This is a genomic window from Angustibacter luteus (genome assembly GCF_039541115.1).
Classification (GTDB): domain Bacteria; phylum Actinomycetota; class Actinomycetes; order Actinomycetales; family Angustibacteraceae; genus Angustibacter; species Angustibacter luteus.
Window position 1 is genome coordinate 85,942 of sequence record NZ_BAABFP010000007.1, and the last position, 19,759, is coordinate 105,700.

Genomic DNA, 19,759 nt, shown 5'->3' on the forward strand with positions numbered 1-19,759 from the left:
CGGCCGGCACGCCGTTGCGCCTGCGCCCACCTCAGCGTGCTCGTCCGGGCACCCCCCGGCAACCCCTGGGGCTCGGTCCGGTCGCCGCACCCACTCGGGCACCCACGCTCCGCCTCAGTGCGACTCGCGGGAGACCTGTTGCCCGCTGGAACCCTGCAGGAAGTCCAGGTCGGCGCCGGTGTCGGCGCCGGTGACGTGCTGGACGTACAGCCGCTCCCACCCGCGGGCCGGGGCCGCGAACGCATCCGCCGTGGCCGCGTCCGGTTCGCGCGCGGCCAGGACGTCGTCGTCGACGTCCACGGCGAGCACCCGGTTCGGCACGTCGAGGACGACGACGTCGCCGGTGCGCAGCCGGGCCAGTGGCCCGCCCGCGGCGGCCTCGGGCGTGACGTGCAGGACGACGGTGCCGTACGCCGTCCCGCTCATCCGCCCGTCGCAGATCCGCACCATGTCGCGCACGCCCTGCTCCAGCAGCTTGGTGGGCAGCGGCATGTTCGCGACCTCGGGCATGCCGGGGTATCCCTTGGGGCCGCAACCGCGCAGGACGAGCACCGAGTCGGCGTCGACGTCGAGGTCCGGGTCGTCGATCCGGGCGTGCAGGTCCTCGATGGAGTCGAACACCATCGCGCGACCGCGGTGCTGCAGCAGGTGCTCGGACGCGGCCGCCGGCTTGATCACCGCACCGTCCGGGGCGAGGTTGCCGTACAGGACGGCGATCCCGGCCTTGGGCTGCAACGGTTCCGCGCGCACCCGGATCACCTCGCGGTCCCAGATCTGCGCGTCGGCCAGGTACCCGACCAGGGGTTCGCCGGTGACGGTCAGCGCGTCCGGGTCGAGCAGGTCCTGCACCTCGCGCAGCACGGCGAGCAGGCCGCCGGCGCGGTGGAAGTCCTCCATCAGGAACCGTCCGGCGGGCTGCAGGTCGACCAGCAGCGGGACGTCGGCGCCGGTGCTGTCGAAGTCGTCCTGGCGCAGGTCGACGCCGAGCCGGCCGGCGATCGCGAGCAGGTGCACGACCGCGTTGGTCGACCCCCCGATGGCGGCCAGCGCGACGATCGCGTTGAGGAACGAGCCACGCCCCAACACGGACGACGGGGTGCGGCCGGCCTGCACCATCTCGACCGCCAGCCGACCGGTCTGGTGCGAGCTCTCCAGCAGCCGGCTGTCGGGAGCGGGGGTGCCGGCGACGCCCGGGATGACCATGCCGAGCGCCTCGGCGACGAGGCCCATCGTGGACGCCGTCCCCATCGTGTTGCAGTGGCCGCGGCTGCGGATCATCGAGGACTCGGACCTGATGAAGTCGTCCTGGGACAGTGTGCCGGCCCGGACCTCCTCGGAGAGCCGCCAGACGTCGGTGCCGCAGCCCAGCGGCTGGCCGCGGAACGTGCCGGTGAGCATCGGGCCGCCGGGGATCACCACCGCCGGCAGGTCCACCGACGCGGCCCCCATCAGCAGCGCCGGGATCGTCTTGTCGCAGCCGCCGAGGAGCACCACGCCGTCGATCGGGTTCGCCCGCAGCATCTCCTCGATGGCCATCGCCGCCATGTTGCGCCAGAGCATCGCGGTGGGCCGCACGAGCGTCTCGCCCAGCGACACCACCGGCAGGTTGAGCGGGATGCCGCCGGCCTCGTAGACGCCCTGCTTGACGCTCTCGGCCACCTCGTCCAGGTGCGCGTTGCACGGCGTGAGGTCGGAGGCCGTGTTGGCGATGGCGATGTGCGGACGGCCGTCGAAGGCGTGCGCCGGCAGGCCGCGGCGCATCCACGCCCGGTGGATGTAGGCGTTGCGGTCGTTGCCGGCGTACCACTCGGCGCTGCGCAGTGATCCGGCCTGTCCACTCATCGGAACGCCCTTCCGTCTGATGGAACAACGGTCTAGCATGTGGAATCCTGATGGCGACCCTACTCCGCGGACGACGCACATGAAACAGGCTCAGGACCAGCGCCTGGTCGGCGCGGACCGGGTGCTCGCCGTGCTCGTCGAGCTGGCCCGTCGACCCGAGGGCGTGGGACTGGACGAGATGGCCCGCGTCGTGCAGAGCTCCAAGCCGACCGTGCACCGCGCGCTGGCCGCCCTTCGCCGGGCCGGGCTGGCCGGCCAGGACTCGCCGGGGCATTACATCCTCGGCGACGAGTTCCTGCGGCTGGCCTTCGCGAACCACGAGGCGCGCCCGGACTACCTGCGGGTGGAACCCGTGCTGCGCGCCCTCGCCGAGCGGTACCACGAGACAGCGCACTACGCGGTGCTCGACCCGGCGCAGGACGGCGCGTCCATCGTCTACCGCGCCAAGGTCGACCCGACGGTCGGTGCGATGCGGCTCACCTCGACCGTCGGTGGCCAGAACCCGGCGCACTCCACCGCGGTCGGCAAGCTGCTGCTGGCGTACCGGCTGCCCGACCTGGCCGCCGTCCGCGAGTGGGTCGCCGGCCGCAGCCTCGAGCGACGCACCGCACGCACGGCGACCACCGCCGAGGACCTGCACCGCCGGCTGCGACTGGTGCGCAAGAACGGGTACAGCACCGACGACCGGGAGAACGAGCCCGACGTGAACTGCCTCGCCGTGCCCGTGTTCCTGCAGTCGCCCACCGGGCCCAGCGGGGCGATCAGCATCAGCGCCATCGCCCACCGAACCCCGCTGCGCCGCCTGGTCGCCGACCTGCCCGCGATCCGGGCGATCGTCGGCGAGCCGGCGGGCGGCGTCGCCCTCACCCCCTAGGAAGGCAGGACCCTTGCAGCTCATGCGCATCGGAGCCGTTGGCTCCGAACGGCCGGTCGTCCGGGTCGACGACGCCTCGTACGTCGACGTGTCCGATCTGGTGGCCGACTTCGACGAGGCGTTCTTCGCCGACGACGGGGTATCGGCGCTGCGCCCGGTGGTTGCCGCCCGGACGGCGTCTGGGCAGGTCAGCGCCTTCGCCGGGGAGCGGGTCGGTGCGCCGATCGCCCGCCCGCACCAGATCCTGTGCATCGGCCTGAACTACCGCGACCACGCGGCCGAGACGGGCCAGGCCGTGCCGGACGAGCCGATCCTGTTCACCAAGTCCCCCAACACGTTGGTGGGTCCGGACGACGACGTGCGGATCCCGCGCGGCTCGACCAAGACGGACTGGGAGGTCGAGCTCGGCATCGTGATCGGGCGCCGCAGCAGCTACCTGGACAGCGTCGACGCGGCCCGCGACGCCATCGCCGGCTACGTCCTGGTGAACGACGTCAGCGAGCGCGAGTTCCAGATCGAGCGCGGTGGGCAGTGGTCCAAGGGCAAGTCCTGCGAGACGTTCAACCCGGCCGGGCCGTGGCTGCTCACCCCGGACGAGGTCGACGACGTCGGCGACCTCGGGATGTGGCTGGACGTGAACGGGACCCGCCGGCAGACCGGCTCGACGTCCACGATGGTCTTCGACCCGTTCTTCCTGGTGCACTACCTGAGCCAGTTCCTGGTGCTCGAGCCCGGCGACCTGATCAACACCGGCACGCCGCCCGGGGTGGGCATGGGGATGTCCCCGCCGGTCTATCTGCAGCCGGGAGACGTCATGGAGCTCGGCATCGACGGGCTGGGCCGGCAGCGGCAGAACGTGCTCGGCCCGCGGTGAGCAGCATGCGCGCGTTCGTCCTGACGGGGCCGCGCGAGTTCGAGGTGCAGGAGGTCGAGACGCCGACCGCCGCGCCGGGGCAGGTCGTGGTCGACGTCGAGCGGGTCGGGGTGTGCGGCACCGACGTCGAGTTCTTCACCGGCGAGATGCAGTACCTCACCGAGGGGCACGCACGCTTCCCGATGCGGCTGGGCCACGAGTGGTCGGGGACCGTGGCCAGTGTCGGTGCCGGGGTCGACGAGAGCTGGGTCGGACACCGGGTGACCGGCGACACGATGCTGGGCTGCGGGGTGTGCCGCCGGTGCCGCGGCGGTCACCAGCACGTCTGCCAGGACCGGTTCGAGGTGGGCATCCGCGGTGGCTACGCCGGGGCGCTCGCCGAGCAGGTCGCCGTCCCGGCCACGTCCCTGCACGCGCTGCCGGAGGGCCTGGACCCCGTGGCCGGTGCGCTGGTGGAGCCGGGCGGGAACGCGTTGCGCTGCGTGCTCGGTGCGCAGCTGGAGCCGGGGGAGCGGCTGCTGGTGCTCGGTCCCGGCACGATCGGCCTGCTGGTCGCCCTGTTCGCCCGGGCCCGCGGCGCCGAGGTGCACCTGATGGGCCGTTCGGCCGGCTCACTGGAGTTCGCCCGGAGTCTCGGGTTCGAGGGCGTGTGGACGGACGACACCCTGCCCGACCTGCCGTTCGACGCCGTCGTGGACGCCTCCAACGCACCGTCCCTGCCGGCCAGGGCGATCGAGCTCGTCGAACCCGCGGGTCGCGTCGTCTACGTCGGCCTGGCCGGCAGTCCCAGCCTGGTCGACACCCGGGCGCTGGCGCTGGCCGACGTCACCGCGGTCGGCGTGCTCAGCGCCTCACCCGGCCTGGCCGGCACCATCGAGCACTACGCCTGCGGTGCCGTCGACCCCCGCCCGCTCGTCTCGGCCACCGTCGGGCTCGACGGGGTGGGTGCCGTCCTCGCCGGGGTGCGCCCGACCGGCGCCGGCCCCGGACCCAAGGTCCACGTCGACCCCCGGCGCTGGCCACCATCCCTTCTGCCGCAAGGACACTGACATGAAACCGTTCGAGAACGTCGTCGCCGTGGTGACCGGTGGGGCCAGCGGTATCGGTGCCGCGACCACCACGCTGCTGCTCGCGCAGGGTGCCCGGGTGGCGGTGCTGGACCGGTCCGTCGAGACCGTCCCGGACGGCTCCTGGGGGGTGGTCTGCGACATCACCGACACGGGCCAGGTCGACGCCGCGATCGCAGCCGTGGTGGAGCGGTTCGGCCAGATCGACGTCCTGGTCAACAACGCCGGGATCGGCGCGGCGGGTGACGTCGCGGCCAACGACGACGACGAGTGGCACCGGGTGCTCGACGTGAACGTGGTCGGACTGGCCCGGGTGAGCCGAGCCGCCCTGCCGCACCTGCGCGCGTCGTCCAGCGCCGCGATCGTCAACACCTGCTCAGTGGTCGCAGCCATTGGCGTGCCGAACCGGGCGCTGTACGCGGCCAGCAAGGGCGCCGTCGCGGCCCTGACCCTGGCCATGGCCGCCGACCACGTGCGCGAGGGCATCCGGGTCAACGCCGTCGTCCCCGGCACCGCGGACACCCCCTGGGTCGAGCGGCTCCTCCAGGCGGCCGACGACCCGGAGGCCACCGGACGGGGGCTGCGGGCGCGCCAGCCGATGGGCCGGCTGGTGAGCGCGGACGAGGTCGCGCACGCCATCGTCTACCTCGCCTCCCCGGCGGCGGCCTCGACGACCGGGACCCTCCTGGCCGTCGACGGCGGCATGACCGGGGTGCAGGTGCAATGACCAGTGCCGAGCAGGTCACGGACGTCTGCACCGCGCACGGCGAGGGCGCCGTCTGGTCGGACAGCTGGTCTGGGCTGCGCTTCGTCGACATGCTGGCCGGCGCCGTGCTGTCCCTGGCCGACGACGGTTCGGTGACCCGGCAGCACGTCGGTGCGGTCGCCGCCTGCGTCCGACCGCGTGCGGGCGGCGGGATGGTCGTGGCCACCGAGCGCGGCTTCGCGCTGTACGACGCGCAGGACCGTCTCGAGTGGTCGGCGGACCTCTGGGACGACGCCGGCGTCCGGATGAACGAGGGCTCCTGCGACCCGGACGGCCGCTTCTGGTGCGGGTCGATGGCCTACGACGAGCGGGTCGGCGGGGGCACGCTCTACCGGTTGGCGGCCGATCGCGGCACGACCGTCGTCCGCGGCGGCCAGAGCATCCCGAACGGTCTCGGGTTCAGCCCCGACGGCACGCTGGGCTACCACGCCGACTCGGGCCTGCGGGAGGTCACCCGCTACGACTACGACCCGGTCGGCGGGCTGGTCGACGGACGCACGTTCGTGAAGCTGCCCGAGGGGCAGGGCACCCCGGACGGACTGACCGTGGACGCCGGGGGTCGGGTCTGGATCGCCGTGTGGGGTGGCGGCCAGGTGCGCTGCTACTCGCCCGACGGTGTGCTGGAGGAGGTGGTCGACGTCCCGGCCCGGCAGACGACGTCCTGCACCTTCGGCGGCCCGAAGCTGCACGACCTGTACGTCACGACGTCCCGCAAGGGACTGGGGGCCGCGGCCGAACCGGCCGCCGGTGCCCTCTTCGTGGTGCCCGGACTCTCGGTGGGCCAACCGGTCCTGCCCTTCCACGGCTAGCTCGAACGACACGGAGGCGACGTGATGGACCGCACGGCACTGGTGACCGGTGGGGCCAGCGGGCTCGGCGCCGCGAGCGCTGAGCGGCTGCGACAGGACGGGCTGAGCGTGCTGACCCTGGACCTGAGCGCCGACGCGGACCTGCAGGCCGACGTCAGCGACCCGGCCGCCGTCGCCGCCGCCGTGGCCGACGCGGTGGGACGCCTCGGCCGGCTCGACGTCCTGGTCAACAGCGCCGGAGTGGTGGGCCCCAACAAACCGTTGTGGGAGGTCGAGGACGACGAGTGGGCGCGGACGTTCTCGGTCAACGTGCTCGGCACCTTCCACCTGTGCCGGGCCGTCGTGCCGGGAATGGTGGAGCAGGGGTGGGGTCGCATCGTGAACCTCGCGAGCATCGCGGGCAAGGAGGGCAACCCGAACCTGTCCGCCTACTCGGCGTCCAAGGCGGCGGTCATCGGGCTCACCAAGTCCCTCGGCAAGGAGCTCGCCACCACGGGCGTGCTGGTCAACGCGATCGCCCCGGCCGTGATCGAGACGCCGATGAACGCCACCAACACCCCGGAGGTGCTGGCGTACATGACCAGCCTGGTCCCGATGCGGCGCATGGGTCGGGCCGAGGAGGTGGCCGAGCTGGTCGGCTGGCTGGCCTCGGACCGCGTCACCTTCTCGACCGGCGCGGTGTACGACATCAGCGGTGGTCGCGCGACGTACTGACTCCCCACGTCAGCCGTCACGTCCAGGTGTCGTCGGTGCCGATGCCCGCGTGGCTGTCGGCCATCTGCTCGGTCCACGCGGACCCGCCGTTGCCCAGGATCATCTCGTCGACGAACCCGATCAGGTGGACCGCGGAGCCGAACGCGCCCAGGCTCAGCCCGTGCCCGGTCTCGTGCGGGACGTCGCCGTCCGGACTGGTGTTCTTGGAGTCGACGAACACGAAGTGGCCCATGTCGTAGGCGGTGTTGATCGGGTTGGCGTCAGAGAGCGCGCCGCCCTTCATCACGAAGCTGCAGGTCGCGGCGTCGAAGCTGATCGAGGTGATCGCCAGGCCCGCCACCTGGTTGCCGGTCACCCCGGCCAGGATCAGGTTGACCGCGAAGAAGGCCAGGCCGAGCCCGTTGACCAGCCAGGTGGTCGGCATCAACCAGCTGCTCCAGCCGAGGATGACCTGGTACGCGCCGTTCTGCCGGATCCCGTCGAACACGCTGAGGAACCCGATGACGCCCAGCGCGACACCGACGAACGGGCCGAACAGCGCGGTGGCGAACACCGCGTTCAGTCCCGCGTTGAAGCCGATCAGCATGCCCTTCATGAAGTCGCCGAACGCGGTGCCCTTGGCGGCCGAGGCCCCGGCGTAGCCGGCGATGGTCAGGCCGATGATCAGCCCGATCGCCAGCAACCCGAACCCGATCCCGCTGGCGAAGGCCGCGATGGTCAGCACCGCCACGGCGATCCCGATGATCACCCCGACGATGCCGCCGAGCACCGTCCAGAAGCTGGCGCCGTCCGGGTCGACGTTGTTCACCGGGTCGTTGGCGCAGTAGGTGTACAGGTCCAGGCGGCGGGGGTCGTCCACGCCCTTCTCAGGCCGGTGCAGGTAGTAGCCGTCCGGGCTGACGAACCGCCCGAGCGTCGCGCAGTACCACCGGCGCTGGGCGTAGTACAGCTCCGCGTCGGCGTCCCACTCCTGGAACGCGAACACCTGCAGCGGCGCCTGGCCCGCGGCCTTGGCCGAGTTGCCGAAGGCGCGGTAGTCGATGCGCGCGATCCGGGTGCCCGCCGCGTCGGTGAAGAACGTCGCGCTGGCCCGCGGGTCGGTGTGGATCCAGTGCCGGGTACCGCCGTGGTCCACCGCCACCCGCAGCCCCTGCAGGACGACGTACCGGACCAGGACGCCGTCCCGGACCTCCGCGTACGGGCCGAGGAACACGGTGTCGGTCACCACCGCGCCGGCGGTGACGGTCTTGCGCACCCGCGCCCCCCGGTGGTCGTAGCCGTAGTCGATCCGCGTCCCCGGCTTGTCAACGCCGACCAGCTGGCCCTTGGCGTCCCAGCGCAGCGCCCGGCCGGGCAGCGCGGCCAGTCGTCCCGCGACGTCGTACGTCAGGTCGGACGGCGCACCCGCACCGAGCGCGAGGGTGTCCGGCCGGGTCGGGTGGTCGGCGTCGTCCGCGGTGAGCACCGCGCCGTCCTCGCCCTGGTCCAGCAGCGTGCGGGCCTGGTAGCCGAACGCGGCGTCCACCCCGCCCGGTCGGGCGTCGGTGACCGCGACCAGCTGCCGCAAGGTGTCGTACGCGTAGGTCACCTGGCCGGTGGCGCCGGGGGTGGACTCGTCGAGCGTGGTGCACTGCCCGAGCGCGTCGTAGCCGTAGGTGGCGTCCTCGAGCACCGTGCCACCCGGCCCCTCGGTCCGCTGGGTGGCGACCCGGCCGGTGCCCGGCGAGTAGGTGGTGGTGCGGACCGCCCCGTTGGCGTACGCCACCGACGTGGCCAGCCGGCGCGGCTCGTAGTCGATCGCGGTCAGCACCCCGGGCACCGACCGGACCAGCCCGTTGTCGTAGCGCTGGTAGACGACGTCGCTGCCGTCGGGCTGGACCAGCCGGGTCAGCTGCCCCAGCGCATCCCGCTCGAACGTCAGCAGGTACGGCGCGGCGTGCCCGTCCACCGCGTAGCTGCGGGTCGCGATCCGCCCCTGCGCGTCGTACCCGAAGGTCTGGCTGCCACCCGGGTAGGCGGCGGTGCGCAGCCGGCCCAGCCCGTGGCTGGCCACGTGGTCGTAGGTGTACGTCTCGCGCACGTCGCCGTCGACGGCGAACGACACGATCCGGCCCAGGCCGTCGTAGTCCGCGCCCATCACCGTCCCCGCCGGGTCGACGACCTGCACCGCGCGCCCGCGGGCGTCGTGCAGCGTGACCCAGGTGCCGGCGTCCCGGTGCGCGACCTCGACCCGGTTCCCCAGCCCGTCGTAGGCGTACCGGGCGACCACGTCGTGGTCGTCGGAGTGCACGGCCAGGTGCCCCGTCGCATCCGGCGTGTAGGTCGTGGTCACCGGGCCGTCGGGCCCGTCCTCGACGACCGCGACCCGCCGGTGCGCGGCGTCCATCCGGTCCAGCCGGACGACGCCCAGCGCGTCGGTGCTGGCGATCTCGAACGGGGTGTACCGGGTGGACGACGTCGCGCCGTCGTGGTCGAGCGTCTCGACCGGCCGGCCCTGGCTGTCGTACCGGAACCGGCGGCTCGTGCGCCCGGCCAGGTCGGCCGGCGTCACCGGAGAGTAGGCGAGGTCGGTGCCAGTCGTCGGGTCGTACTCGGCGGCGACGTCGCCGAAGGGGGTGCGGACGACGTGCCCACTGACGATGACCCGTCCCGCGGTGAGCACCTCGCGGCGCTCCTGCTCGCGACCGAGACCGTCGAACACGATCGCGCTGTCCCCGGTCTCCGGCTGCCCGTGCCGCAGTCGGCGGCGGATCGCCACCACCCCCGGCACGGCGTCCGTGTAGGCGTACGTCCGGGACGGCAGCGCGGCCGTGTCGCCCGGCAGCACCACCGACGTCAACCGGCCCTGGGCGTCGTACCGCATCGACACCTGCGTGCCGTCCGGGTCGGTGACCTGCAGCGGCTGCCCGGTCGCGAGGTCCGTCAGCACCGTCGTGACGCCCTGCGGTGTCGTGGAGGTCGCCCGGTGCGTCCCGGTGGCGTCGAACGTGTACGTCGTGGTCTGCCCCGGCGTGCGGCGCTCACCGACCAGTCGGCCGGCGCCGTCGTGGGCCTGCTCCACCGCGAGCGCGAACAGCGCTTCGTGGCCGTCGGCGTCGGGCAGCACCAGGTAGCCGAGGGCGCCGACGTCCGTGTGGTCCGGGTCGAGCGCGTCGCCGTAGCGGTCGCGGGCGTCGTCGACCGTCATGGCCCAGCGCAGCTCGCGGGCCAGGAGACCGCGGCCGACCGTCCCGGCGGCCAGCCCCAGGTAGTCCGGGCCGTCGTAGAACCGGCGCACCTCACCGATCAGCGCGCCCGCGCCGTCGCGCCGCACGATGGCGGCCGGCTTGCCCAGCACCTCTCCCGTCGGGTGCACCGCGTGCGTCATCGTGGTCTGGACGACCACCTCCGGCACGAGTGCCCCGCTGCGGATCCCGCTGTGCCGCAGCTGCTCGGCGATGACGTCGCCGGCGGCGGAGTACGACAGGGTGCGCTCCTCGACGCGCTCGTCGTCGGTGCGCTCGAACCAGTGCCGGGCCGTGCGCTCGACCCGAACCCAGGCACGGGTCGGGCCGTTCAGCGGGCCGGGCAGCGGCTGGACGGAGTAGTCGGACTCCTCGACCAGCACCGGCCGGTCCTGGTCGGGCGAGCCGTCCAGCTCGAGGTGCTCGACCCGGGACAGCAGCCGGTTGAGCAGGGCGTGCTCGGGACCGTTGCCGGGCAACCGGTCCGCGCCGACCACGAAGTGGTGCACGACCCGCGACGTGGGCCGGGTCGCGTCGCCGAGCTCGTCGCGGTCCACCCGCGCGAAGCCCTCGAAGCTGCGCTCACGCTCGTCGAACCAGCCGTCGTGGTACCGGAACTCGGTCCGGCTGCTCTGCTCCGACACCGCGTCGGTGACGGTCGTCGCGGTCACCACGGCAACCGGGAACGGGACCTCGTCCGGCCAGGCGTCCCCGGCCAGCCGGTCGCGCTCGGCCTGCGCCGCAGCGGTGTCGTACTCGAGCCGCGCGCTGAGGCCGGCGCCGTTGTCGGTCGTGGCCAGCAGGTAGCCGGAGCCGACGGTCGGGTCGTAGCGCACGTACCCGGTCGTGGACCCACGCGGCGAGCACCACAGCAGGGCGTCGCCGCGGCCGCTGCTGCCCGGGACCGAGGCGACGGTACCGGGGATCGGCTGCGGGACCAGGGGATCCACGACAGGGGTACCCCAGCCCGTGCCGGACAGGTTGGGCACGATCTGCACGCCCGCCGGACCGACCAGGACGAGGTCGGCGCAGCCGTCCCCGTCGATGTCAGCCAGCAGCAGCTGGGTGCCGTCGTCCGTGCGCACCCGCGGGCTACCGGTCATCAGCACGGGTGCGGCGAAGCGGCCGTGGCCGAGGTTGGGCCAGTAGGTGACCTGCCCCGAGCGGACCCGCACCAGGTCGGCCAGGCCGTCGCCGGTCAGGTCGGCGAGCTGGACCGCCGGGTCGTTTAGGTCGGGAGGGTCGACCAGCCCGGCCAGCGGGTCGTCGTCCGCCAGGGCGGTCAGCGTCACGGGCACGGGCGGGCTCCACCCGTCGCGGCCCCGGTTGCGCCACCACATGATCGTCCGGCCCAGCTGGCCCAGGGCGTCAACCCGGCCGTCGCCGTCCAGGTCCGCGAACCGGGTGGTCGAACCCAGGTCCGGGGTCGTCGAGGCTCGGGGGTAGGCGACGTAGCTCTGCCACCCGCCCGGGCCACCGCCGGTGGCGTAGCCGCGGGGGAGCGCGGCGCCCACCCCGACCAGCAGGTCGACGGCGCCGTCGCCGTCCACGTCGGCCACCCGCAGCCGGCTGTCCCGCACGCCGGTGAGGCCGATCGGCACGGAGGCCAGTCGGCGGGGTGTCGTGAAGTCACCGGCGGCGTCCTGCGGCCAGAACCACAGGTCCGCGCCGCGGCCGGCCAGCACGCCCGGCAGCGGCCCCGCGTCCAGCGGGGTGAGCAGCGCGTCGGGGTCGGTGAGCGGCGGTGGCGGGCCGAGCGGGTCGGAGCCGGTGAACCGGGCATGCCAGGACGCCGGGTCCGGCACCGCGTAGCCGAGCCGCTGCGGCAGCCGGACGACGTCCCCGCTGCCGTCCGTCGCCGGCCCGAGACCGGTGAGCCGGACCTCGCTCAGCAGGGAGACCTGCGAGAACGGTGCCTGCCGGTACGTCAGGTCCCAGCGCCGCACGGCCCGCGGCCCGCCGTCCTGGACCTCGAGCGTGATGCTGGCGCAGCGGCGGCTAGTCAGCCGCAGCCAGCCCGCGCGGCCGTTGCGCAGCACGTCGGGGCGGTCCGTGTACGCCAGCCGCACGGTGTAGACGGCCCAGCTCACGGCGCGCAGGTACGGCGTGCCGGTCTCGACGTCCCAGGCGTAGGACACCGCGTTGCCGCTGGCGTCGACGACTCGCTCGGGCAGCCACTGGAACACCCGGTCGGGGTGTGCGGGGTCGGCCACCCGGGCGTCCGCGGTCAGGCCGAGCTCGACGGTGCCGCCGTCGCGCTGGTGGATCGTCCAGCCGGCGCCGGTCCGTTCGAACCGGTCGAACGCGGACTCCTTGCGCGCCAACCACTGGCCGGGGGTGACCTCGACGATCTCCTGCCCGTCGGCGAGGTACCGCGCGACCAGGGCGTCCGGGTTGCTCGGGTCGGTGCCGTCGTCCGGGACGCCGAAGTCGAGTCGCCGCTCGACGGTGCGCACCGGGAGGGCCCAGCCCAGGCCGAACGGACCGTTGCCCGCGTTCTGGTTGTAGACCAGGTCGAGCTTGACCGCCTGGCCCGCAACACCTTTGGGCACCGGGATCGGCACCGTGTACGACGCCTGGCCGGTGTTCAGGTTGAGGCCGAACGACTCGCCGAAGCCGGGCGCGTTCCCGCTCCCGGCCGGCGGGCTGACCGCCTGCTCGGACGTGGTGTTGTCGGTCATCTCAGCGCCAGGTGAACGAGTAGTCCTGGTACACCGCGACGTCGTCCAGGCCGGACAGGTCCGGCACACCACCCGGGCCTACCGGGAGCGACGGGTTGTCCGCGGCCGTGATCCGCACGGTGAAGGTGTCGGCGACGCCTGCGCCGAGCAGCGAGGCGACGGGGGCGCCCTGGACCAGCCCGTCGGCGTCCGTGGTGAGCACCAGCTCGGTGCCCGTCGACGCCGGGGTCAGCCGGACCGTCCGGGACGCGGCGGTGGCCGGGTCGCCGGAGAGCCTCAGCGTGAACGAGGTGCGCACGAGGTCCTTCTGGGTGCGCGGCAGGTCAGCGGCGGCCACGGTCAGGTCGCCGGTGCCCTGGGTGCGCAGGAAGAACAGCTCGTCCGGCGCCTGCAGCCGCAGCGAAGTGGCCCGGGCCGCGGTGCCGGTGGTCGGCAGCGAGGCCTTCACCATGCCCTCCAGGGCGCTGTCGAAGAACGCGTCGAAGCTGATGACCAGGTAGACGTCGAGCAGGGCCGCGAGGTCGATCTCGTTGGTGGACAACGGCAGCTCGAGCCGCCACATGGTCGCGGCGCCGTTGTTCTCGAACAGCCGCAGCTGCTGCGGGTCGGCGCGGAGCACGAAGGCGTCGGTGCGCGCGTCGTACAACGACAAGGGCATCACGTCCGGTGGGTAGACCAGGTCGTGCACGCTGCCGTCGGCGGCGCGGAAGTGCGAGACGCCGATGTTGCGCAGCGTGCCGTGCACGCCGCTGCCCGAGCTGACCCCCACGAACTGGACCTCGACCGCCCGCACCTTGTGCAGGTAGAAGCCCGGGTAGAGCCGGTCCAGCTGCTCGAGGGTGGTCTCCAGGCCCGCGATCCCGGTCTCGCGCAACGCTCGCAGCGCGCTCGGGAAGGTCTGGGCCAATGAGAACGACACCTTGATCGGCGCCTTCTTCGAGCGGGTGCTGGTCAGGAAGTCCACCGTGAAGAAGTCGATGTCGCGCAGCAGCACGTCGGAGCCCAGCACGTCGCCCGCGCCGGCGTTGCGGTAGTCCAGCCGGATCTTGTGCAGGTCGCGCGCGGTCTCGGCCGAGTACGCGCGCTGCATCAGCCAGGCCACGCTGGTGGCCATGTCCAGGTAGTCGCCGGCCAGGCCCTTCATCACCTGGGCCATCTCGTACCAGTGCCGGGCGCTGAACTCGCGCAGGTCGAGGAACTCGCGGTTGGCCTGGGCCGCACCGAGCTGCAACTGGGCGACGGCCACCCGCTGCTGGGCGACCGCGACACCGGCCTGCGCCTGCACGACCTGCGCCTGCGCGACGGCCTGGTAGGACTGCGCCGCCGTGACCTCGCGGTCCAGCCGGCCCTGCTCCAGGTCGTCGGACAGGCTGACCCGCTGCGCCGCCAACCGCATCAGCACGGTGTTGCGGTTCTCGTGGTCGGAGGAGAAGGAGTCGTAGCCGCTGATGGTGAGCTTGACCTCGTCGTCGTGGTCCACCGCGGAGGCCTGGGCCCAGGCGTCCAGCTCGGTGAGCTCCTCGAGCTCCCACCGGACGTCGGCGAAGTCGTCGGCGGCGTCCTGCGCGTTGGTCAGCTGGGTCGTCGCGTAGTCCTCACTGCGCTCGGCGACCTGCACGCCGGCCTGGGCCTGGGCGACGCCGTCCAGCTCGAGCTGCACGCTGGCGGCCGCGAGGTCGACCTGCTGGTCCATCTGGTCCTGGCGGAACTCCTCGTTCTCGGCCTGGCTCTTGAACTGGATGTACGCCTGCTCCATCGTCCCGGCGTGCTCGGCGAGGTAGCGCGCGCTGGTCTGCAGTGCCTCGAAGCTGAACGGCGGCAGGTAGTCCGGCGCGAAGCCGAGGAAGTTCTGCCCGGCCGCGATCTGCCCGAGCCGGAGCCGGGCGCGGGCCAGCGGCAGGGCCACCGTCGGGTTGTCGTCCACCGACGACGGGTCGGCGGCGGCCGCGATGGCGGTGGCGCGGACCTTGAGCCCGGCGAACCGGGCGTCGGCGTACAGCGGCGACGCCGCCGGGATCGAGCCGTCGGCGCCGACGACCAGCTGGTACTTCGCCGCGGCAGCCGGCCACGCCGCGGCGGTGTCGCCGGCGGCCCGGTAGACCGAGTCGCCCCACGCGACGTAGGTCTGCGCCAGGCGGGTCCAGACCTGGACGACCTCGACGTTCTCGTTGAGGTACGGGTACTTCAGGGCGTTCAGGTAGGCCGCCTCGGCCGAGGGGTAGTCCCCGGACGCCAGGTAGCAGTCGCCCAGGCTCATCGGGATGACGAAGAAGTAGATGTACGGCAGGTACGCGACGAACGTCGGCGCCGGTAGTGCCTGCACGTACAGCAGGCTGAGGTCGTTGGTGACGGCCATCGTCTCGTAGAGCGCGGTGAGGTTGGCCGCCTTGTCGCCGGTCAGGCTGATCTGGGTGGCGGACTCCTGGCCGACCACCGTGAACACATCGGTGCTGCGCACGTCGCCGACGTACGCAAGCGCCTGCAGGGTCGGTGTGGCGGCCTGGCTGATCGGCTGCGGCAGGTTCGGCGCCGAGGCCAGGGCCGGCCCGGCGTCCAGCTCGGCACCGTCTGCGTCCTCGCCCGCACCGCCGCGGCCGGGCCGGAACGGCGTGGGCAGCGAGGACACGTCCACCCCGCCCGCGATGTCGAGCTCGTGGATGCCCAGCTGGCGACTGAGCTCGCCGGCCTGGTTCAGCACCTCCTGCGCCTTGTCCACCTGGCCCTGCCGGGTGAGCAGGCCGGACAGCGCAGCCAGCGACGACACCTGGCCCTCGCCGGAACCGACCTTGGTGAACAGCTCCTGCGCGGTCTGCAGCTGGCCCTGTGCGGCGTCCGCGTTGCCGCTGCGCTCGAGCACCAGCCCGAGGTCCTGGTGCAGGTGCGCGCTGAGGGTCGGGTCGTTGTCGCCGACCGCGCGGATCGCCCGGGTGTAGCCCGAGACAGCGGCCTTGAAGTCGCCGGCCACGACGGCGCCGGCAGCGGCGCTGAGGACGCCGCGGACGACGTCCAGGCTGCTCGCGGTGCCCGCGTCCAGCAGCTCGGGCCGGCTGACGACCGCCTGGGTGTCGAGCGGTACGGGCCAGACGACGCCGGACGGGACGGCGCTCAGCGGCGGCCGGGTGCGGCTGGCCGACTCGGCGGCCATCGCGATGAACGAGGTGAGCATCCCCGGCTCGTACATGACCTCCCACAGCGGGTGCGAGGTGACCTGCACCGGCAGGGTGGGGTGCGCGGTCTTGAGGATCAGGGCCTGCAGCTGGGTGTAGCCCCGGATCGCGATGCCCAGCTCGTCGTTGAGGTGGGCCTCGCGCGCGGCCGCGAGATCGCTCTGCACCTGTCGCTCGAAGGCGGACGCGGCGCCGTCCACCTCGTAGCCGTCGGACGCGATGGCGGTGGTCAGCACCGATCGCATGTCCTCGAGGTGGGAGTACTTGATCTCGTTGGCGTACGCCTTCATCGGGCTCTCCTCGTGGTGGGCTTCTCCAGCGAAGAGGCGCGACGGCGCCCGGGTGATACGTGGTGCTCCCTCCAGCAGGAATTCGGGGAGCCCGACGGGCCGCTCCGAAGCCCTGGAGAGGGAGCTAGGGGAGCAGCAAGGGGATGGCGCTCAGGACGGAGGCGACGAGCACGACGCGGTCGAAGGTCTGCTGCCGCAGGCGCCGCGCGGTGACCACCCCGACGCCCGCGCCGAGGACCACGCCGGGCGCGAGGACGGCCGCCGTCACCAGCGTCGAGCGGTTGATGAGGCCGAGCCCCGCGCTGAAGGGGAGCTTGCAGAGGTTCAGGCAGAAGAAGAACCAGGCGATGGTGCCCAGGAACCGCATCTTGTCGACCTTCTGCGACAACAGGTACAGCGTCATCACGGGCCCGCCCGCGTTGGCGACCATCGTCGTGAAGCCGGCGACGGCGCCGACCCCTGCGGTGGCCGCGGTGGACCACGTGCGCGCCTGCGTCTGGTGCCGGTCCCGGGCACTGATGAGCAGCTGGAGGGCGAGCAGGAGCAGCAGGATCGCGCCGATCAGGCGGCGCAGGACGACGTCGTCGACCCGGGCCAGGACGAGCGTCCCGAGCAGCAGCCCGGGGATCACCGCCGGGATCAGCCGCCGGAGCAGCCCGAAGTCGCAGTCCCGGCGGTAGTGCGAGACGGCGATCACGTCGCCGACCAGCAGCAGGAGCAGGATCGTTGCGGTCGACTCCCGGGTCGGCAGCACCAGGGCGAAGACCGCGACCGACACGGACGCCAGGCCGCCGATCGCCGTCTTCGCGAAGCCGATCAGGACGGCCGCCAGCGCCAGGAGGACCCAGGCGTCGGCGGAGATCCCGGTCAGCGGTCCACCTCGTCAGTCGTTCTGCGGGAACCCGAGGTTCAGGCCGCCGTGGCTGGGGTCGAGCCAGCGCGAGGTGACGACCTTGCCGCGGGTGAAGAAGTGCACGCCGTCCATGCCGTGGGCGTGGCTGTCGCCGAACAGGCTGTTCTTCCAGCCGCCGAAGGAGTAGTAGGACACGGGCACGGGGATCGGCACGTTGATCCCCACCATGCCGACCTCGACCTCGCTCTGGAACCTTCGCGCCGCACCGCCGTCGTTCGTGAAGATGGCCGTGCCGTTGCCGTACTGGTTGCGGTTGATCAGGGCCAGGCCGTCGTCGTAGGTCTGCACGCGGACCACGGACAGCACCGGCCCGAAGATCTCGTCGGTGTAGACGCTCATCTGCTCGTCCACGTGGTCCAGCAGGGTCGGTGCGAGGAAGAAGCCGTCGCCGTCGGCGTCGAAGTCGCCATGGCGCCCGTCGACGACCAGCGACGCCCCCTGCGCCTCGCCCGCCTCGACGTAGGACGCGACCTTGTCGCGGTGCTGCCGGGTCACGAGCGGTCCCATGTCGCAGCCACGAGTGCCGTCGCCGGTGCGCAGCTTGCCCATCCGGTCCTTGATCTTCTCGACGAGGTCGTCGGCGATGGAGTCGACCGCGACCAGGGCCGAGATGGCCATGCACCGCTCCCCGGCGGAGCCGAACCCGGCGTTGATGGCGGCGTCCGCGGCCAGGTCGAGGTCGGCGTCCGGCAGGACAAGCATGTGGTTCTTGGCGCCGCCCAGGGCCTGCACGCGCTTGCCGTGGCTGGTGCCGGTCTCGTAGACGTACTGTGCGATGGGCGTCGACCCGACGAACGAGATGGACTTGACGTCCGGGTGCGTCAGGAGCGCGTCGACCGCCTCCTTGTCGCCGTTGACGACGTTCACCACACCGTCCGGCAGCCCGGCCTCGCGCCAGAGGGCCGCGATGGCGATCGTGGCGCTCGGGTCCTTCTCGCTGGGCTTGATGACGACGGCGTTGCCGCAGGCGATCGCGACCGGCACGAACCACAGCGGGACCATCGCCGGGAAGTTGAACGGCGAGATGATGGCGACGACGCCGAGGCTCTGCCGCATCGAGTACACGTCCACCTTGGTGGAGGCGTTCTCGGTGAAGCCGCCCTTGAGCAGGTGCGGGATGCCGCAGGCGAACTCCACGACCTCGAGGCCCCGGTTGACCTCGCCGAGGGCGTCGTCGAGCACCTTGCCGTGCTCGGCCGTGATGATCGCCGCGATCCGCTCCTTGTCCCGGTTCAGCAGCTCGCGGAACGCGAACAGGATCTGCGAGCGCCGGGCGAGGGAGAGCGTGCCCCACTCCTGGGTCCACGCCCGCTTGGCCCTGGTCACCACGTCGCCGACGAGCTCGGCCGAGGCCAGGTCGAGGACGCCGGTCTGCTCACCGGTGGCGGGGTTGTAGACCGGGCTGGTGCGCTCTGCCGTGCCCTCCCAGGGGTCGCCGGCGATGAGGTGCGTGATGCGCGTGGCGGTCATGACGGCTCCGATGAGGCGACGGGCTATTTGTTAGAACATTAACACACGTTGAGAACGACCTTCACGGGCGCGCCGGAGCGCAGCGACTCCAGGCCGGCCTCGCACACGACGGTGGCGGCGAGGCCGTCCCAGGTCGTCGGACCGGTGATCTCGCCGCGCCGGGTGGCGTCGACCCAGGCCTGCACCTCGTGGTCGTACGCGGTGCCGAAGCGGACGCGGAAGTCGTCCGGGACGTCGCCGCCCCAACGGTTGTTCGACCGGACGAAGACGCCGTGCCCGAGCCCGACGGTCGCGTTGCCGAGCTCGGCGCTCGCCTCGCAGCGGACCTCGTAGCCGATCCCACTCTTCACGAACACCTCGGTCGTGGCCATGCCGCCGCCGGCCATCCGGAAGACGGCCACCTGCGGGTCGAGCACGCCCTCGGCGGCCCGGCTGGTCGGTGCCGGTGAGTAGACGGTGATCTCGTCGATCTCCTCACCGAAGAGCCAGCGGCACACGTCGACCTCGTGCACCAGGGAGTCGCGGACGATCATCTCCGAGCGGAACGTGTCCGGGACGTCCTTGTTGCGGTGCACGTTGTGCAGCAGCAGCAGGCGCCCGAGCTCGCCGCTGTCCAGCAGCTGCTTGATGGCGACGTACTCCGGGTCGAACCGTCGCATGAAGCCCACCTGGATCAGGGGCTGGCCCGTCGCCCGCTCCGCCTCGACGACCTGCCTCGAGGAGGCCGCGTCCATCGTCAGCGGCTTCTCGCACAACGTGTACTTGCCGGCTGAGATGCACGCCAGCAGCTGCTCGGTGTGCACGAACCCGGGCGAGGCGATGAGGACCGCGTCCACCCGCTCGTCCCAGATCAGCTCGATCGGGTCGGCGTAGGCCGTGACGTCCGAGTAGCTGGCCGCCAGCTCCTGCACCCGTGCGAGGTCGGGATCGGCGAGGGCGACCAGGGTCGCGTTGGCCGTGCGGTTGGCGAGTCGTTCGGCGTGGTCGGCCCCCATCACGCCGACGCCGACCACCCCGACGCGCAACGGTCGCGTCGAGATCGCGGTCTCGGGCATCGGTCTGTCTCCT

Annotated in this window: 12 protein-coding genes; 6 read left to right on the top strand and 6 right to left on the bottom strand. The window is 72.5% G+C overall.

The window, feature by feature from the left end; genetic code table 11:
* Window positions 1-114 precede the first annotated feature (114 nt).
* Window positions 115-1,842: a dihydroxy-acid dehydratase gene (locus tag ABEB17_RS14470; protein ID WP_345717442.1), complete on the bottom strand. Its 1,728-nt coding sequence runs from the start codon at window positions 1,840-1,842 to the stop codon at window positions 115-117.
* Window positions 1,843-1,921: 79 nt separating this feature from the next.
* Between ABEB17_RS14470 and ABEB17_RS14475 the strand changes: the two genes are divergently transcribed.
* The 6 genes from ABEB17_RS14475 to ABEB17_RS14500 are packed head-to-tail and all read left to right on the top strand — an operon-like array spanning window position 1,922 to window position 6,946.
* Window positions 1,922-2,716 (top strand): IclR family transcriptional regulator, encoded by a 795-nt coding sequence (locus tag ABEB17_RS14475; protein WP_345717443.1) that lies wholly within the window; start codon window positions 1,922-1,924, stop codon window positions 2,714-2,716.
* A 13-nt stretch (window positions 2,717-2,729) separates the two neighbouring features.
* Window positions 2,730-3,590, top strand: a complete 861-nt coding sequence (locus ABEB17_RS14480) for a fumarylacetoacetate hydrolase family protein (protein ID WP_345717444.1) — start codon at window positions 2,730-2,732, stop codon at window positions 3,588-3,590.
* A gap of 5 nt (window positions 3,591-3,595) precedes the next feature.
* Window positions 3,596-4,639, top strand: a complete 1,044-nt coding sequence (locus ABEB17_RS14485) for a zinc-dependent alcohol dehydrogenase (protein ID WP_345717445.1) — start codon at window positions 3,596-3,598, stop codon at window positions 4,637-4,639.
* Window position 4,640: 1 nt separating this feature from the next.
* Window positions 4,641-5,384: an SDR family NAD(P)-dependent oxidoreductase gene (locus tag ABEB17_RS14490; protein WP_345717446.1), complete on the top strand. Its 744-nt coding sequence runs from the start codon at window positions 4,641-4,643 to the stop codon at window positions 5,382-5,384.
* Window positions 5,381-6,232, top strand: coding sequence for an SMP-30/gluconolactonase/LRE family protein (locus ABEB17_RS14495; RefSeq protein ID WP_345717447.1), 852 nt, complete (start codon window positions 5,381-5,383; stop codon window positions 6,230-6,232). The genes ABEB17_RS14490 and ABEB17_RS14495 overlap by 4 nt, the downstream gene beginning before the upstream one ends.
* 24 nt (window positions 6,233-6,256) lie before the next feature.
* Entirely contained in the window at window positions 6,257-6,946 is a 690-nt protein-coding gene (locus ABEB17_RS14500; RefSeq protein ID WP_345717933.1) for an SDR family NAD(P)-dependent oxidoreductase, read from the top strand.
* Between the two features lie 16 nt (window positions 6,947-6,962).
* Here the strand turns inward: ABEB17_RS14500 and ABEB17_RS14505 are convergent, their stop codons facing one another.
* The 5 genes from ABEB17_RS14505 to ABEB17_RS14525 form a co-directional block, all read right to left on the bottom strand.
* Window positions 6,963-12,851 (bottom strand): toxin TcdB middle/N-terminal domain-containing protein, encoded by a 5,889-nt coding sequence (locus ABEB17_RS14505; protein WP_345717448.1) that lies wholly within the window; start codon window positions 12,849-12,851, stop codon window positions 6,963-6,965.
* A gap of 1 nt (window position 12,852) precedes the next feature.
* Window positions 12,853-16,308: a Tc toxin subunit A-related protein gene (locus ABEB17_RS14510; protein ID WP_345717449.1), complete on the bottom strand. Its 3,456-nt coding sequence runs from the start codon at window positions 16,306-16,308 to the stop codon at window positions 12,853-12,855.
* Between the two features lie 124 nt (window positions 16,309-16,432).
* The gene (locus tag ABEB17_RS14515) at window positions 16,433-17,179 is read right to left on the bottom strand and encodes a sulfite exporter TauE/SafE family protein (protein WP_345717934.1); all 747 of its coding nucleotides are present in this window, start codon (window positions 17,177-17,179) and stop codon (window positions 16,433-16,435) included.
* A 12-nt stretch (window positions 17,180-17,191) separates the two neighbouring features.
* Window positions 17,192-18,691, bottom strand: a complete 1,500-nt coding sequence (locus ABEB17_RS14520) for a CoA-acylating methylmalonate-semialdehyde dehydrogenase (RefSeq protein WP_345717450.1) — start codon at window positions 18,689-18,691, stop codon at window positions 17,192-17,194.
* A gap of 38 nt (window positions 18,692-18,729) precedes the next feature.
* A complete protein-coding gene (locus tag ABEB17_RS14525; protein ID WP_345717451.1) occupies window positions 18,730-19,746 on the bottom strand; it encodes a Gfo/Idh/MocA family protein in 1,017 nt (338 codons plus the stop codon).
* Window positions 19,747-19,759: the final 13 nt, after the last annotated feature.

Coding starts and splice junctions, on each gene's coding strand:
- ABEB17_RS14470 (WP_345717442.1), bottom strand. CDS start 1,842: ATGAGTGGACAGGCCGGATCACTGCGCAGCGCCGAGTGGTACGCCGGC.
- ABEB17_RS14475 (WP_345717443.1), top strand. CDS start 1,922: ATGAAACAGGCTCAGGACCAGCGCCTGGTCGGCGCGGACCGGGTGCTC.
- ABEB17_RS14485 (WP_345717445.1), top strand. CDS start 3,596: ATGCGCGCGTTCGTCCTGACGGGGCCGCGCGAGTTCGAGGTGCAGGAG.
- ABEB17_RS14490 (WP_345717446.1), top strand. CDS start 4,641: ATGAAACCGTTCGAGAACGTCGTCGCCGTGGTGACCGGTGGGGCCAGC.
- ABEB17_RS14495 (WP_345717447.1), top strand. CDS start 5,381: ATGACCAGTGCCGAGCAGGTCACGGACGTCTGCACCGCGCACGGCGAG.
- ABEB17_RS14500 (WP_345717933.1), top strand. CDS start 6,257: ATGGACCGCACGGCACTGGTGACCGGTGGGGCCAGCGGGCTCGGCGCC.
- ABEB17_RS14505 (WP_345717448.1), bottom strand. CDS start 12,851: ATGACCGACAACACCACGTCCGAGCAGGCGGTCAGCCCGCCGGCCGGG.
- ABEB17_RS14510 (WP_345717449.1), bottom strand. CDS start 16,308: ATGAAGGCGTACGCCAACGAGATCAAGTACTCCCACCTCGAGGACATG.
- ABEB17_RS14520 (WP_345717450.1), bottom strand. CDS start 18,691: ATGACCGCCACGCGCATCACGCACCTCATCGCCGGCGACCCCTGGGAG.
- ABEB17_RS14525 (WP_345717451.1), bottom strand. CDS start 19,746: ATGCCCGAGACCGCGATCTCGACGCGACCGTTGCGCGTCGGGGTGGTC.